Annotated in this window: 8 protein-coding genes; all 8 read left to right on the forward strand. The window is 74.0% G+C overall.

The annotated features are described in order from the left end of the window. Positions 1-854, forward strand: an 854-nt coding sequence (locus tag FNH04_RS23090) for a LamG domain-containing protein (protein WP_152787224.1), incomplete at its 5' end; no start/stop codon positions are given. 29 nt (positions 855-883) lie between these two features. After that, positions 884-2,977, forward strand: coding sequence for a PQQ-dependent sugar dehydrogenase (locus FNH04_RS23095; RefSeq protein ID WP_152787226.1), 2,094 nt, complete (start codon positions 884-886; stop codon positions 2,975-2,977). A gap of 238 nt (positions 2,978-3,215) precedes the next feature. Beyond that, positions 3,216-4,232, forward strand: a complete 1,017-nt coding sequence (locus tag FNH04_RS23100; protein WP_322723595.1) for a trypsin-like serine peptidase — start codon at positions 3,216-3,218, stop codon at positions 4,230-4,232. Between the two features lie 146 nt (positions 4,233-4,378). Then, positions 4,379-5,233 (forward strand): DUF4132 domain-containing protein, encoded by an 855-nt coding sequence (locus FNH04_RS23105; RefSeq protein WP_152787228.1) that lies wholly within the window; start codon positions 4,379-4,381, stop codon positions 5,231-5,233. After that, positions 5,230-10,266 carry a hypothetical protein gene (locus tag FNH04_RS23110; protein WP_152787230.1) on the forward strand — a complete coding sequence of 1,679 codons (5,037 nt, stop codon included), beginning with the start codon at positions 5,230-5,232 and terminating at the stop codon, positions 10,264-10,266. Before FNH04_RS23105 ends, FNH04_RS23110 begins: the two co-directional genes overlap by 4 nt. A 73-nt stretch (positions 10,267-10,339) precedes the next feature. After that, positions 10,340-11,509: an ATP-binding protein gene (locus FNH04_RS23115; protein WP_152787232.1), complete on the forward strand. Its 1,170-nt coding sequence runs from the start codon at positions 10,340-10,342 to the stop codon at positions 11,507-11,509. A gap of 5 nt (positions 11,510-11,514) precedes the next feature. Beyond that, positions 11,515-15,345, forward strand: coding sequence for a vWA domain-containing protein (locus FNH04_RS23120; RefSeq protein ID WP_322723597.1), 3,831 nt, complete (start codon positions 11,515-11,517; stop codon positions 15,343-15,345). After that, the coding region (locus FNH04_RS23125) for a hypothetical protein (RefSeq protein ID WP_152787236.1) at positions 15,342-16,694 on the forward strand (1,353 nt) is incomplete at its 3' end. The genes FNH04_RS23120 and FNH04_RS23125, both read left to right, overlap by 4 nt.

A 16,694-nucleotide genomic window follows, 5' to 3' on the forward strand; every position in this document is an offset into this window, starting at 1 on the left:
GCCCCGTACACCCCTCCCTGCGAAAGCACCTCGCGGCGTACTACGACTTCGAGCACCCCGTGCGCGGCGACCCCGCGCGGGAGCGGGACCTGGGCTTCTCGCGTACCGACATCGGGCTCGTGGGCGGCGGGGCACGGATGCGGACGGAGGACGGGGCGCACCGGGGCAGCCGGACCTCGCTCCAGGTGCGGCAGGTGAACCCGGAGACGAAGGGCAACGACGACTGGAAGGCGGGCGTGCACGGGCCGTCCGGTGTTCCGTCGCTCAGGGCCTTCAACTCGGTGGAGGGGATGACCGTCATGGGCTGGTTCAAGATGACCGGCCCCAACCCGGGCCTCAACAGCAACACGGCCGCCCCGGACGACCGTTACGGCGCCGTCGGTCTGGCCGGGGTGCTGTCGGGGGACTCCGACGGCCACGCGGTGCGGGGCCTGCTGGAGATCATCGAAGTGGACGGCGAACTGCGGCTGGTGGCTCTCGGCCGGCGCCTCGACGGGGCGGGCTCGCAGACCTTCGCGGCCTCACGGGACTGGCGGTCCCTGCTGCCGGTCGGTGAATGGGTGTTCCTCGCCGCCACCTTCGACTTCGGCACCGGAGCCATGGCGCTGTACCGCGACGGGCGGCGGCTGGACGGCTTCTACACCGTTCCCGGCGATCCCTGGGACCTCTCCGGGCCGGGCCCGCACCGGGCCTCGCCCACGGATCCCCGGGGCATCAAGATCGGCGGCAGCTTCCCGCAGAACACCGCCGAGCGCAATCCCTGCGACTGCCGCATGGACAGCCTGATGTTTCTGGACAGCGCGGTGGGCGGCGACCGGATACGGGCCCAGTACCGGCTGGTGACCGCCCGCTGACGACCCATGTCGACAAAGGAGTGACATCCATGGCCGCATCTCCCGGCGCCAGGCCCAGAGTCCTGTTACCGGCCGCCCCTCTCGTCGTCCTCGCGTTGTTGCTGTCGGCCCTGGTCGCCCGCCCCGGCACGGCGCACGCGGCCGCCGGCCCCGTCACCGATCCCATCCCCGAGCGGCCCGCCGCCTCTGGCATCGGACTGACCGTCGAGGAGTACGCCTCCTTCCCGAAGACCGAGCCGCCACCCGGCCCGGTCACCGATCCGCGGCTGAGGCGGCACGCCCGCATCAACTACCTCGGTGAGCTGCCCGACCGCTCCGGCCGGAAGGCCGTCCCGGACCTCAACGGCAAGCTCTACCTCGTCGAGGACGGCGGCACCCCGCAGGTCTACCTGGACGTCGCCGCCGCCTTCTCCCCCGCGTTCTTCGCCAGCCGCGGCCTCGGCCAGGGCTTCGGGTTCGTCACCTTCGACCCGGGTTTCAAACGCAACGGCCGCTTCTACACCGTGCACACCGAACTGGCCTCCGCCACCACCGCCGTTCCCGACTTCCGGCAGTCCGCGGCGACCGTCTACCACGGCATCGTCACAGAGTGGACCGCCGACGACCCCTCCGCCGACACCTTCAGCGGAACCCGCCGGGAGATCCTGCGCATCGGCTTCGCGGGCACGATCCACGGCATCCAGCAGATCGACTTCAACCCGACGGCCGGGCCCCATGACCGCGACCGCGGACTGCTCTACCTCGCCGTCGGCGACGGCGGCCAGGGCGTACGGAACACCGAGCCGCAGAACCTCTCCCTGCCGCACGGGAAGATCCTGCGCATCGACCCGCGCGGCAGCGACAGCGCCAACGGCAGGTACGGGATCCCGGCGGGCAACCCGTTCACGGGCAGGCCCGGCGCGCTCGGCGAGATCTACGCGTACGGCATGCGCGATCCGCACCGCTTCAGCTGGGATCCCGGCGGCAGCCACCGCATGTACCTCGGCCATATCGGCCAGCACGCCGTCGAGTCCGTCTACGAGGTGCGGGCGGGCGACAACCTCGGCTGGAGCGAACGCGAGGGCGCGTTCGTCTTCGACAAGACGGCCACCAACCCCTGCGAGCAGATCCTCCCGCTCCCCGAGGACGACGCGAAGTTCGGCTACACCTACCCCGTCGCCGCCTACGACCACGACCCGCCCGCCGACTGGAACTGCACCTCGGACGTGGGCCGCGCCGTCGTCGGCGGCTTCGTCTACCGCGGCCGTGACCTGCCCGCGCTGCGCGGCAAGTACGTCTTCGGGGACATCGTCGACGGACGCCTGCTGTTCGCCGACACCAAGGACATGCGGCGCGGCGGCAAGGAGTTGGCGCAGTTGTACGATCTGATGCTGTACGACGCGAGCGGCAAGCGCGTCACCCTGCGCGACCTGGCCGGGAACACCCGGGTGGACCTGCACTTCGGGCGCGACGCGGACGGCGAGCTCTATCTCCTGTCGAAGGCCAACGGGAAGGTGTGGAAGGTCACCGGCACCCGGAAGTTCGCCTCCTGCGACACCGGCGGCTCCCGGCTCACCCATGTCATGGACGGCAGGAACTGGGCCCCCGTCACCCCGTCCAAGTGGCGCTTCCCGGGCCGCGAGGCCGTCCTCGCCGAGGCCGGAGTCCAGCGCCCGGGCCCTCGCCGCCCCTTCGAGTACGCGGTGCTGACGGCGGGCCCGGAGTACGGCGACGTACGGATCGACGCCGAGGTCCGCCTCGACACCCCTGTCGAGATCACCAACCGGGATGTGATCATCGTCTTCGGGTACCAGTCGGACACGAGGTTCTCCTACGTCCATCTGTCCTCGGACAACACGGTCTATCCGCACAACGGGATCTTCGTCGTCGACGACGCCGACCGGGTGCGGGTCGAGGACCAGTGGAACGGCAGGACGGGCGCCCCGCCGGCCGTCACCGACACCGGCTGGCACGAGGTCCGGGTGGTGCGCTGCGCGAGCACCGGCGAGATCGCGGTCTACGCCGACGGCTCGAAGCGCCCGCTGATGACCGCCGTCGACACCACGCTCACCTCCGGCAGGGTGGGATTCGGATCGTTCGACAACATCGGACGCCTTCGGGGTCTGGAGGTCTCCTCTCCCTGAAGCCGACCCTGGTGACCGTGCCCCTCATCCGTCTTACGTACGTCTTACGTCCGTCTTGCGTCCGCCTCTCGTGTCCCCGGCGCAGAGAGTGTGTGCCTTTTCGGTCATCATCATGACGTGCACCTGCCCAAACCGGCCTCCGGATGGCACGCTGCCTTCCTGACTGCGCGCAGTAACACCCCTGTCTGCCCGGGCGTTTGGTCCCCACCGCCCGGCCCCCACCGCAGAAGGAGACCGCGTGAAAGGCAGCCTCCGCAGGCTTCGCACATCCGGCGGCATACGCGGCACACGCGTGCGCCGCACCGTTCTCGGCGCTCTGACGGGCGTGACCGCGCTGCTGGGCGCCGGTGTCGTCGTCGCACCGGCGAGCGCCGCCGTCCCGGAACCGGGAGCGGTGACGCTCTCGGCCCAGGAGCGCGCCCGTGGCTTCTGGACCCCTGAGCGGATGCGTCAGGCCACTCCGCTCGACGTGCTCTCCGTCGACCGCTCCGACGTCAGGGCACCGGCCGTCCGCAAGGGCGAGAAGACCCTCGTCGCGCCCAGCGCGCCGGCCTCCGACGTCGGTGCCCTGGCGATTCCCCACGGCGGCGGCCCCTGGACCGGGGGCGGGGCCGTGGTGCAGACCGCCGGGCGGGTGTTCTTCACCTACCAGGGCCGCACCGCCTCCTGCTCCGGCAACGCCGTCACCAGCGCCAACAAGAGCACGGTGATCACCGCCGGCCACTGTGTGAAGCTCGAGGGGTCCTGGCACACCGACTGGGTGTTCGTCCCGGGCTACCACGACGGGCAGGCTCCGTACGGCAAGTGGGCGGCGTCCAAGACCCTGTCCACACCGCAGTGGACGGCCAGTGAGGACATCAACTACGACGTCGGCGCGGCCGTGGTCGCCCCGCTCGACGGCAAACGTCTGACCGATGTCGTCGGCGGCCAGGGCCTGGCCTTCAACACCGGCTACAACAAGGCCATGTACGCCTTCGGCTTCCCCGCCGCGGCACCGTACGACGGTGAGAAGTTCATCTACTGCAGCGGCACCACCTACCGGGACTTCCTGCTGTCCAACGACCACGGCCTGACCTGCGACATGACCGGCGGCTCCAGCGGAGGGCCCTGGTTCACCCAGTTCAACGAGTCCACCGGCACCGGGCTGCAGTCCTCGGTGAACAGCTTCAAGTACAACTTCCTGCCGACGGCCATGTACGGCCCCTACTTCGGAGCGGACGCGCAGAACCTGTACCAGACGGCTCAGTCCTCCTGAGCCACCGGTCCGCCCACCAGGGCCGCGCGGGAGCCTGACGGCTGCCGCGCGGCCCTCGGCGTTCACCGGCACACCGGCATCCGCGTTGTCAGTGCCCTGCCCTAGAGTTCCCGTCACTTGATCACAGCTTGTGTGGGGAGACACCTATGGGGTGGGTGAAGGCGGGCGACTACGAAGTCGCCTTCGACGACGGAAAAGTGGTCTGCCGCAACGCGGCGGGGCGGCGGCTGAAGTCCGTGCCGGCCAAGCTCGCCGACGATCCGGCGGTGGTGGGGCTGCGGCAGCTCGCCGAGTGGCTGGACCGGCACGAGGGCCAGTGCCTGGCCGACGTGGAGCGGTGGATGGTGCGCTCGCTTCCGGTGCCCCTCGCCGTCCTCACCCGGGTGTGGCCGGATCCCGCCTGGCAGGCCGCTCTGCGCGATCTCGTCGTCACCGGCCCCGACGGCGCGGTCGCGGGATTCCTCCGGGACGCCGACCTCGAGCGCGGGCTCGGTCTCGTCGACCTCGACGGGGACACCGTACGCATCGCCCCCGACCTCGTCCGCCTTCCGCACCCGGTGCTCCTCGACGACCTGGAGGAGCTGCGGGAGTTCGCCGTCGAACTCGGCGTCGAGCAGCGGGCCCAGCAGCTCTTCCGCGAGGTGTGGCACCGCCCCGCAGGACTCGACGCCGAGGGCACGTCCGTCGAGGAGTACGCGGGCGGAGCGTTCAAGGAGCTGCGCTTCCTGCACGGCAGGGCGACCCAGCTGGGCTACCGCGTGCGCGGAGGACACGCGGTCTGCTCGGTGCGGGAGGACGGCCGCGGCATCGAGGCCCGGGTCTGGATCGGCGACTACGACAGCTACGAGGAGACCGAGACCGGTCCCCTGATGTGGACCGACGCGGGCGGCCGCGTGCTGAGGCTCGGTCAGGTCGGGCCCGTTGCCTGGTCGGAGGGCATGCGCATGGCGTCCGCGCTCTACGCCGGACGCAACATCGAGGACGAGGAGCAGGCGGCATGACCACGTACGACGACACCACCGCGGCCGCGCTGCTCGAAGCGGGCGCCGTCCTGCCCACCGGCACCACCACGCGCGAGGACGCCGACGCCCTCACCGTACGCACCTACACACACCCCGCCCTGGACGACCGGCCCGTCGTACGACTCGTGCCGGGCACCCTCGGCGAGGCGGAGGACCTCGCCCTGGAGTTCCTCGGCCTGGCCCGGGAGCCGGAGACCCCCGAGGTCGGGCAGGTGCGCCGGGAGACCCTCGGCTTCCCCGCCTGGGCCCTGGTCCACGATCCGGCCAACGGTCATCACGCGCTGGCCCTGGTCAAGGACGTCGAGAGACTCTCCCGCCAGGCCAAGTCCCGCCCCGGCACGGCCAAGGACGGCTTCGAGGCGCTCGGCAACAGGCTCGGCCGGGCCGTGCCGCACTTCCTGCCCACTTTCTACGAGCAGGCGGCCCGTGTCTTCCTCCAGCACGAGAACACGACCTATGCCGCCGCCTTCTTCGGCAAGGCCCGCGAAGCCGAGCGGGTGCACGCGCTCGCCGTCGACGAGGACCGGCAGCGCGCCGTGTTCCTGGAGTTCGCCTTCGCCGGAGCGCTGACGGTCAAGGCGCTCAAGGAGCATGTGAAGGACCTGGCCCGCCGGCTCGACCCCGCCGAAGCGTGGGCGCAGTTCCGGCAGCTGACCGTGGAGCGCTGCGCGGCCGGTATGCCGCCGTACGCGTCGCTGCCGCAGGACGCCCGCGTCCTGATCAAGGCCGCCGGTGCGCCCCGGGTCACCGAGGAGTGCGCACTCCTCGCCGACCTGCTCGCCTCGCCGGCCGCCGTGCGGGCTCCCGCCTCGTTCTGGACGGCCTACCGGGCCACCCTCCCGGTCCTCGCCGAACGGCAACCGGCCGTGCGGGCGCGGCTGCTGGAGATCATGCCGGCCGGGCTGGGCCGCAAGACCGAGGACGACGAGTTCTGGCTGGCGCTGCTGGCCGAGACCGGCGCCGACCGCCTGCTGACCGGTGAGGCCGATGAGGCACCTGTGGCCGGTGATGAGGCCGGTGGGACGGCTGCTCACATCGACGCGGCGGACTGGCTCACCCGCTGGGCCGCACATCGCAAGCACGGCGCCGCGGTCTCGGGCCGCTCCCCCGTCACCCTCGCCCTCGTCGAGCGGATGGGACCACGGCTGCGCGCCGACGGCCGGGCCGTCGACCTGTTCACAGGCCGCTGGTACGCGGGCGCCGATCTGGATTTGCTGGACCTGTGCGTGGCGGCGGGAGTCCCCCTCACGACGCCCGACGCCGACACCGACGTGTATCTGAACCTCGACCGGTGGCTGAACGACTCCCGTCCCGGGCGGCGCGACCTGACCGCCACCGCGGCGGACCCGCGGCTGCGTCCCCTGCTGCACAAGGCCATCGGTGGCCTGGCCCGTGACCGCAACCTGGCCAAGGTGCTGGAAGGACTCGCCGACCACCCCGTGCTCCGCGACGTGCTCCGCGAGTGGCTGGACGACGCGGCCGGGGAGTTCACCGGCGCTCTGGGCCTGCCGGGGGCCACCGCGGCACTCGAACGGCTGCGTCCCTTCCGCCCGGTCGCCGCCCGGGTCAGCCCCGGCGCGGCCGCCCGTGTCCTCGAGCACGAGATCGCCCCACTGCTCGGCCGCACGCTGCGCGCCGGCATCCTGGACGAGCTCGGCTGGCCCGCCCTCGACGACGCGTTGCGGCTGCTCGACGCCGAGACCAGGAAGGACCACAACGACACCCTGATCCTCAACGAGGCCTGGCCCGCGCTCATCGTCGCCCGGCGGCACAAGGCGGTCGTCGTCGGCCCGGACAAGATCCTCCTCGAGCACGACCTGCGGATCCCCGACAAGCTGGACCAGTGGCAGCGTCCGCAGTTCCGCTACACCGACGGGGAACTGCTGGTGATCTGGCGGCAGGGCGGCAAGCAGTTCGGCTACTGGTCCGCCCGGCCGTCCGAGGTGTTCCCCCTCGGCGGCGAGCAGATCCCCCACTGGTACGGCGGCAACAGCGCCGGCACGCCCTCGATCCCGCTGCCCGGCGGGGGCCGTACCAGCGGCGGCCGCACCCTGCACGCCGGGGACACCGTCCTGCCGCCCGACCGCCCCGTCCTGGGAGACGGCACCGCGTACTGGCGTCAGGGCAGGCAGGGCCGCCGGCAGGTGTGGCTCGAGTACGACCCGGACAGCGGGACGCACGGGCGCGCGTCGTTGCCCGCCTTCCTGCGGTCCGGTATCCGCGAGGACGCGACACTCCTGCAGAACCACTGCGAGGTCCTGCCCCTTCAGCCCGGCCTCGAGCACAGCCCCTTCGGCACGGACGGCACCGTCCTCGGCCACTGGGTGCGCTCGGAGGGAGAGGGAGACGAGACACGGACGACCACCGGGACACCGGACGGCCGGATCGTCAGCCTGCCCGCCGTCCGGGGCCGGACGCGCCCGGTTCCGCTCGGCGCGCTGCGGCTGCCCGAAGGCGCCGAGCCCGTCGCGGCCCGTGTCAACCAGCAGATCGCCCTGTTCACGGCTGACGACACCTCCGGCAACGGGCAGCTCGGCCATGTGACACCGGGCGAGCGGGGCGGGGAGTTCGCCGCCGGTACGCGGCTCGTGCCGCCGGTCGCGTTCTGGCACGCCCTGCGCCCCCGCGACGAGCGGGCGTCGGCCGTGCTGCGCGCACTGACCGACGAACAGGTGGTGGGGGTCCTGCGCGCCACCGCCGTGGCCCTGGCCGAGCGGCTGGCGAAGGTGCTGAAGAACCGCGACGACGGCGATCCGGCCGCCAAGGGCGACCCCACCGGACCGTCCGCGGACGAGGTCGCCCGGCTCGCCGTGTCCCGGTCCCTTCCCGGGCTCACCGACGAGCGCCTGCTCATCGGCGTCACCTCCCTGGTCGGCGCGGCGCTCCGCCTCGCCGAGTCGGCCGCCTCTTTCGCGGCCCCGCCCACCGCGCAGACTCAGCCGTCCCGTCGTCAGAACACCGACATGTTCGCCGACTACAGCCCCGAGCACGGCGACGACCACACGCTGCGCTCGGCCACCGCGGGCCTCGCCGACCAGTACGGCTGGTGGGGCGGCGGACAGCAGTGGAGCGCGCTCCGCCAGATCCGTTCCGTGAACCACGTGCTGTCCGGGAAGTCCGCGGACGGCAAGCCGCTGCCCGGCCGTTCACGCCTCGCCGCCCTCGGCGACGGCTGGAGCAGCGACGAGCACACGATCCCCCCTGTCGGCCTGCTGTGGCCGTCCGTACTGGGCCTGCTGCGGCCACTCGCCTACCGCGCCACCTCACCGGTGCTGCCCGACGCCGAACGCGAGGCGCTGCTCCTGCTGTTCGAGGCGATCGCCGAAGGACCGCTCGCCGTCCCCGGGGGCGGGCTGCGCGAGATCGTGCTGAGCGAGCCGCACGACAAGCAGCAGCGTGCCGGGCAGGTGCTGCGCCGGGAGGGCCGCACCGTGGTCGTCCTGGGCTGCCAGCGCGTCGACACCGCGCACAACCGCGTCGACTGGCTCGCCCTCGACCACGACCCCTCCGGTGCGTTCGGCGCGATCGCCCACTTCGCCCTGGAGGGGGAGAAGGACCGCACGCCCGCGTTCCCCGCCGACCGGCTCGCCGCCGTCACCCGGCTGGTGCGCGACAAGGGCGCCTCCTCCTGGATGGCCGAGGCACCCGACCGGCTCGCCGCCACGACACGCGGAGGACTCGGCCCGCTCCAGGCCACCCTGCTGCTCGCGGGCCGGCCGCAGCAGCCCGGCGCGGAGGGACTCGCCGCGATGGGGCTGAAGTCTCGTCAGAAGGACGTCGGTGACGGGCTGCTGGCCTCGATCGGCTCCGAGGACCGGGCTGCGCTCATCGGCGCGCTGCTGCCCGAGGACCCCGCCGACCTGTGGACGACCGGACCGGACACGGATGCCGCGGGCCGCGTGTGGGCCGAGCGCCTCAGCTCGTTCGTCCGTCTGCCCGAGGACCTCGCCGCCGATCTCGCCGGTGTGCAGGCCACCTCCGCGGAGGCCGTGCTCAACCCGGGCCGTGCCCCCTGGCTCAGCCGTACCACGGTCCAGAAGCTCGACAAGGACGGCGACCTGGTCGCGGCGGACGTCGCGGCGGTTCCCGGACGGTACGACCTGGCGGGTGCCGTGGCCGCGCTGGCCGCGCTGGCGTACGCCCTGCCCCTCGGGCACGCGCTGCGTGCCGCGCTGCCGGACGGTCTCGCCGCCCTGCGCCGCCGGCTCACCGACCCGGGGCTGCTCCTCACCCTCGGCATCGAGTGGACGGAGAAGAGCGAGCCGACCGCCGCCGAGCTCCGCAAGGCGTACGGGCTTCCCTCCACCGGAGGAGCCGACGCCGACGGGCTCACCCGCGTGGGTGACGCACTGGTGCTTCGCCCCTGGCACGGGGACAACGAGGCCGTGCTGGTGCGCCCGGCCGGTCTCTCGGGCCCCGACGACACCGTGTTCGGGCTGGTCGAGGGGCTCGTCGGCGCCGCCCGCGGCACCGGTATGCAGACGCTGCGGACGATTCTCGACGACGGCCTGGCCCGTGCCCTCTCGGCCGGGACCGCCCCCGACGGGCCCTTTGGCCATGCCCAGGACCCCACGGTCAGCGTTCCCGCGCTGGTCGCCGAGGTGGCGGCGGCCCACGGTCTGAGCGAGGACGCGGCGGCGCTCTACCTGCAGCTGCTGGCCCTTCCCGACCCGACGGACCGCAACTGCGCCCGCTGGACCGGCTGGAAGCCCGCCCGCCTGAAGAAGGCCCGCACCGAGCTGGCCGCGACCGACCTGGTGGTGGAGGCGAAGCGGCTGCGGGCCGGACGCACCCTGTTCCTGCCCTGCGGCTGGCTCGACCTCAAGTCCCCCGCACTGCCAGTGGAGACGTGGAAGGAAGGCCTCTACACGGTCCGCAGCCACGCGCGCGCCGTGCCGCTGCTCCCGGTGTCCGAGCTGTTCACGCGAGCCTGGGACCGCGTCCGGGCCGGCGACGCGCCCGCCTACGAGGAACTCACCACCCGCGCCACCCGGAAGGGCCGCCGCCGATGACCGTCAGCCGTCGCGCGCCGAAGTGCGCCCCCTCGACCACCGTCACCCGCACCACTGGGAAGAGCCCGCGCAGATGACCACCACTCTCGCCCCCGACACGACCCGCCAGATCGTCCCGCCCGAGGACCGCCACGCCACCGAGCTGGCCTTTCTCTCCGCGTACGACGACGGGCCGCGCCCGCCCGCCTGGCTGCTCACCCCCCGCGCCGTCGTCACGTTCGTGATGGGCAGCGACGGCCAGGCCCTGCGGCTGCCCGACGGCGCCGAGGTGCCCGACGGTGTGCCGCGGCGCCTCGTGGTGGAGGGCAAGTTCGTCGGCGACCGTGCCCTCGTCGAGCGGTGCGTCGTCACGCTGGCCGGCGAGCGCGGCCTGCTGCTCGTCGGCGAGCCCGGTACCGCCAAGTCCATGCTCTCCGAGTTGTTGTCCGCGGCCGTGTGCGGCACCAGCGGGCTCGTCGTCCAGGGAACGGCAGGCACGACCGAGGACCAGCTCAAGTACGGCTGGAACTACGCCCTGCTGCTGGCCCAGGGGCCCAGCCGGCAGGCGCTCGTGCCCTCGCCCGTGCTGGCCGCCATGACGCGGGGCGCCATCGCCCGGGTCGAGGAGGTCACCCGCTGTCTGCCCGAGGTGCAGGACTCCCTGGTCTCCCTGCTCTCCGAGCGGCGCATCGCCGTCCCCGAGCTGACGGGTACCGACGACGCCCTCGCGCACGCCGCGCCCGGTTTCAACCTCATCGCCACCGCCAACCTGCGTGACAAGGGCGTCTCCGAGATGTCCGCCGCGCTCAAGCGCCGCTTCAACTTCGAGACGGTCGGCCCCATCTCGGATCTCGACGCCGAGACCGCCCTGGTCCGCGGCCAGGCACGGGCCGCCGTCGAGCGGGCGGGGGCGGCCTTCCGGGTCGACGACGCCGTACTGGAGGCGCTCGTCACCGCCTTCCGTGATCTGCGGGAGGGCCGGTCCGCGGAGGGCTGGGAGATAGAGCGGCCCTCCACGGTGATGAGCACCGCCGAGGCCGTGGCCGTCGCGGGCGCGCTGGGGCTGGCCGCTGCCTACTTCCCGGGGGACCGCGATGTGCTGGGGCTGCTCCCGGGACATCTGCTCGGGGTGGTCCGCAAGGACGACCCCGCCGACGCGGCCCGGCTGCGCGGCTACTGGGACGGCCCCGTGCGGCGCCGTGCCGAACAGGGCTCCTCGACCTGGCGCACCCTGTGGGACCTGCGCACCGTCCTGGAGGACTGACGGCCGTGCCCCTCTCCCCCGACGAAGCCGTCGCGGCCCTCACCGACCCGGCGGCCCCGTACCTCATCGGCGTACGGCACCACGCGCCCTCCCTGGCCGCGGTCGTGCCCGCGCTGCTGGACGGGGCCGCGCCGGACGTGCTGCTCGTGGAGCTCCCCGCCGAGCTGCAGGAATGGCTGCCCTGGCTCGGCCACGAGGAGACCCGGGCGCCTGTCGCCCTCGCCGCCGCCCCCCGCGACGGGGGCGGCGGCCCGGCCTTCTACCCCTTCGCCGACTTCTCACCGGAACTCGCCGCCGTGCGCTGGGCGGCCCGGCACGGCGTACCGGTCGTCGCCTGCGACCTGCCGCTCGCGCACCGGGCGTGGACCGAGGACCGGCACGCTCCTGCCCGGGCGCCCGAGGGTCCGGACCCCGCGGTGGCTCCGCGGGCTTCCGGCGACGGGGGGCTCGCGGACGACTCACCGGCGTCCGAGGGTGACAGCTTCGGGAAGACCGCGCCGGCATCCGGCGACGGCAGCCTCGGGAAGACCGCGCCGGCATCCGGCGACGGCAGTCTCGCGGACGCCAGGCCGGCACACGGCGCCGGCGGCCTCGGCGGCCCCGGTCTCGTCACCGCTGTGCGGGCCCGGCTCACGGGGCGTCCCGGCGACGATCTCTGGGACCGCCTCGTCGAGGCCACCGCCCCGGGCTCCCCACCCGAGGCCCTGCGCCGGGCAGCCCTGCTCACCGGGTGGGCGCTGCGGGAGGACGCGGCCGTCTCGGGGGGCGTTCCCGAGCTGGACCTGCGGCGTGAGGAGTGGATGCGCTCGTGCCTGGCCGCGGCGACCGCGAACGGCGAGCGGGCCGCCATGGTCGTCGGGGCCTTCCACGCCCCGGCGTTGGCGTCGCCGGGCGAAGGGGCACAACCCGGGTCCACTCCGGCTCCGGCCGTGCCCGCTCCCGCATCCGCATCCGCATCCGCCCGCAAGGACGCGGACCGTCCCGCGTGGACGACATCGCTCATCCCCTACACCTACGCGCTGCTGGACGAGCGCTCCGGCTACCCGGCGGGCATCCGGGACCCGGAGTGGCAGCACATGGTCCTTCGAGCGGCGGGCGATCCGGCCGCGCTGGAGGAGGCGCTGACGCGGGCGGCCGTACGCGTGTGCGGAGAACTGCGCGCTCTCGGCCATCCGTCGGGGCCCGCCGACGCCCGCGAGATCAGCCGGCTCGCCGGAGACCTCGCTCGGCTGCGCGGACTGCCCGCGGCGGGCCGCGGCGAGCTGGTCGAGGCGGTGCAGACGGTGCTCGCACAGGGCGAGCCGTACGGGCGCGGACGGGCCGTGGCGCGAGCCATGGAGCGGGTACTCGTCGGGACGCGCGGCGGCCACCCCGCACCGGGCGCACCCCGCAGCGGCCTCGCCCCGGCGGTCGAGGCGGAACTGGAGGCGCTGGGGCTGCCCGGCCCGAGCGCCGGTCCCGGCACCGCCAGGGATCTGCGTCTGGACCCGCTGCGCTCCGGCCTGGACCGCCGCCGTGAGGTGCTGCTGCGCCGGCTGACGGTGTGCGGCGTGCCGTACGCGGAGGCCAAGGACGTCGTCGGCGCGGGCGGTGCCGATGCCCTCACCTCGCGCTGGGAGGTGTGCTGGACACCCGCCACGGCAGCCATGCTGACCGCGGCCGGCGTCCGCGGTGTGACCCCGGCCCAGGCCACCGAAGGCGTGCTGCGTGAGCGGCGGCGCACGGAGCGGCACGAGGGCGGGCCCACGGCCGCGCAGGTCCTGGCGGGCCTTGAGCAGGCGGCGGAGTGCGGCCTTCCCGTACTCACGGACGAACGGCTCGCCGACGCCGCCGACGTACTGCCCCAGTCCGCCACCCTGCCCGAACTCCTCGCCGGTCTGGCGCTGTTGGACCGGCTCCGGGCCGGCCACATCGCCGGGCTCGGTACCGACGGGGACCACACGAAACACACGGACGGCTCGGTCCCCGGGGACCCCTCGGACGGATCGGACCCCGGGGACCGCACGGCCAGGGCAGCCGCCGTGGCCGAGTCGCTCACCTCCGCGGCGGTGCGGCAGGTGGACGGTCTCACCGGCTCGGAGGACCCGGCCGACGCCCACGCCCTGCTCGAACTCGCCCACCGCGCGGACCTCCTGGGCGGCATCCGGCTGACCGACGCGCTCGCCCGCCTGGCCGCCGACGGTTCCCCGCTGATGCGCGGAGCCGCCGGGGCCGTCCGGGTCCTGCTCGGACACGAGGACCCCAGGGTTCTCGGCAGCCGTGTCGCCTCCTGGGTGGACGCGGCCTGCGACCCGGATTCCCGGTCCGCCCTCACCGCCCGGCTCACCGGACTGCTGACGGCCGCGGGCCCGCTCCTCGAGGCGTCGTCCCACGCGCTGGAGCCCCTGCTCAACCGCGTGGCGGACATGCCCGACCATGCCTTCCTGGACCGGCTTCCCGCGCTGCGGGGAGGCTTCGACACCCTCAGCCCGGCGGCCCGGGACCGCTTCCTCGCCGCCGTCGAGGAACGGCTCGCCACCACCCGGCTGGCCGACACCGGTGGTGTCGACCCCGCCGCTCTCGCCACCTGGACCCGGGCCGACCTGACAGCCCGCACCACCCTCAGCGCGCTCGGGCTGCTTCCCGCACCTCGCACCCACGAGGACAACGCCCCCACAGCAGCCGTTCCCTTGAGTACCGTCCCCGCGACCACCACCCCCATCCCGGCCGCCGCCGCCGACCGCGTGCTCGCCCCCGCCGACCGCTGGCGGCTCGTGCTGGGCCGCCGTACGGACGGACTGCCCCAGGCCGCGCGCGGCCTGGCCACCGCGCTGGACGAGTTGTACGGCAACGGACGCGGCGAGGGCAGCAGAGGCGACATGACGGACCGGGGCCGCGGATCCCGGGGCGGCCGGGAGACGCCGTACCCCGGCGTGCGGGAATGGTCCGAGGAACTGGCTGCCCTGTTCGGGCCGGGCATCCGGGAGGAGGTGCTGGCGGCGGCCGCCGCGTCGGGCCGCCAGGACGTGCTCGCGGCTCTCGATCCGGACAGCGTACGGCCCTCCGTCGACCTGCTGCGCACCGTGCTCCGGCACGCGGGCGGACTGCCCGAGGCCCGGCTGGCCGCGCTGCGTCCGCTCGTCCGGCGCCTGGTCGAGGCACTGACCCGGCAGCTGGCCACACGGCTGCGACCCGCGCTGCACGGTACGGCCCTGCCGCGCCCCAGCCGGCGCCCGGGCGGCGGCCTCGACCTGCCCCGTACGCTGCGGGCCAACCTCGCGACCGCGCGGCGCGGCCCGGACGGCACCGTCCAGGTGATCCCGGAGCACCCCGTCTTCCGTACGCGCGCCAAGCGTGCCGCCGAGTGGCGGCTGATCCTGGTCACCGACGTGTCGGGGTCCATGGAGGCGTCCACGGTCTGGGCCGCCCTCACGGCCTCGGTGCTGGCCGGTGTGCCGACCCTGTCCACGCACTTCCTGGCCTTCTCCACGAAGGTCATCGACCTCACCGGCCATGTCGACGACCCGTTGTCCCTGTTGCTGGAGGTCAGCGTGGGCGGCGGCACCCATATCGCCGCGGGGCTGCGTCACGCCCGCGAGCTGGTCACCGTTCCGTCCCGCACTCTGGTCGTGGTCGTCAGCGACTTCGAGGAGGGCTACCCGCTCGGCGGGCTGCTCGCCGAGGTCCGCGCCCTGGTCGGGGCCGGCTGTCACGTTCTCGGCTGTGCGAGCCTCGATGACGCGGGCCGCCCCCGCTATTCCACCGGCGTCGCGGGACAGCTCGTCGCCGCGGGCATGCCCGTCGCCGCCCTCAGCCCGCTCGAACTCGCCCGCTGGGTAGGGGAGAAGATCGCATGAGCCCGGACCTACCTCCGGTCGCCCCCTCCGTGACCGCCGAACTCGTCGCGGCGCTGACGCCCCGGCTCCAGAAGCGGCTGGACGCGGGCATCGCCAAGCTGGCGGACCGGCCGTCCGTCGTCGACGGCGACACCGTACGCATCGCCGTCGACGACGACACCGACCTGGTGCTGCACGCCCCCGGTGGCGTCGTGACCAGCGCCGACGCGATCCGCTGCGGCTGCCTGCTCGCCCCTGACTGCCTGCACCGCGCCGCGGCGGCGTCCGCGGCCCCGGTGGCCGATGCCACGCCGACGGCCGAGGCCGTCCTTCCCACGGAGGCGGCGTCGGAGTCGAAGCCCGATTCCGTGCCGGAGGCTGAGGGGGAGGCGGCATCGGTACCGGAGCCAGAGCCGGCACCGGAGCCGGAAACGGCCACTGCCCGGCAGCACACCGCCGCGCGAACCGTTCAGGACGCCGCGGCCGCCGTACTCGACGTCGGCACGGACGGCGCCGGAGCGGTACTCCAGGCGGAACTGCTGCGCGCCGCGCACACCGCCCGGCTCGCGGGACTCCCCCGGGCGGCAGCCTCCGCGGTCTCCGTGGTCACGGCGCTGCGCGCGGCCCGCGCCGCCGACCCGGCGTACCGGCTGACCGACCTCGTGGCCGCGCTCCGCGAAGTCCTGGCCGTGACCCACCGCCTCGGGTACGCCACCGGCCCGGAACTCACCGCGCTGCGCGGCACCGTCCGGCAGCCGTACACCCCCGACGGTGCCCTGCGCCTGTACGGGCTGTTCTCCGAGCCCGTTCTCACGGCGACCGGATACGCGGGCACCGTCACCTGGACGGCCGACGCCGAAGGCCGCCTCTACACGGTCTCCGACGTCGCCCCCGGCGGCTCCGGCCGCGCCGTGGGTACGGCCGACCGCACCGTACGGATCGGCGACACCGCGCTGACCCACCGTGAGCTGTCACGAGCGGGGCTCGCCGTGTCCGGCGCCACCGTCTCCCCGACGGGCCGGCTGGGCGCGGGTGCGGGCGTACGAGCGGTACGGGCGTCCGGCGCCGCCTGGCATGAGGTCCCTCTCGACCGTCTCTGGTCCGTGCCCGCCGCCGAACAGATCCCCGGGGCCCTGGCCGGCGGCCACGGCCTGCTCTTCCTCGATGTCGCCCTCATCGGCACGGTCCGCGAGGCGGCGGGCGACTGTCTGCTCGCCGACTGCGGCGGCCTGACGCTCCGTCTGGCCGCCGCCCACGACCACCCGGCACTGCCCTACCGCGACAACCTCCGGCTCCTCGCGGCCGCCCGGGGTACCCGACTGCGTGTCATCGCCCGTCTCGCACCGGCCCCGCACCCCCGCGCCCTGCTC

Source organism: Streptomyces phyllanthi (assembly GCF_009377205.1).
GTDB classification, from domain to species: Bacteria; Actinomycetota; Actinomycetes; order Streptomycetales; family Streptomycetaceae; genus Streptomyces; species Streptomyces phyllanthi.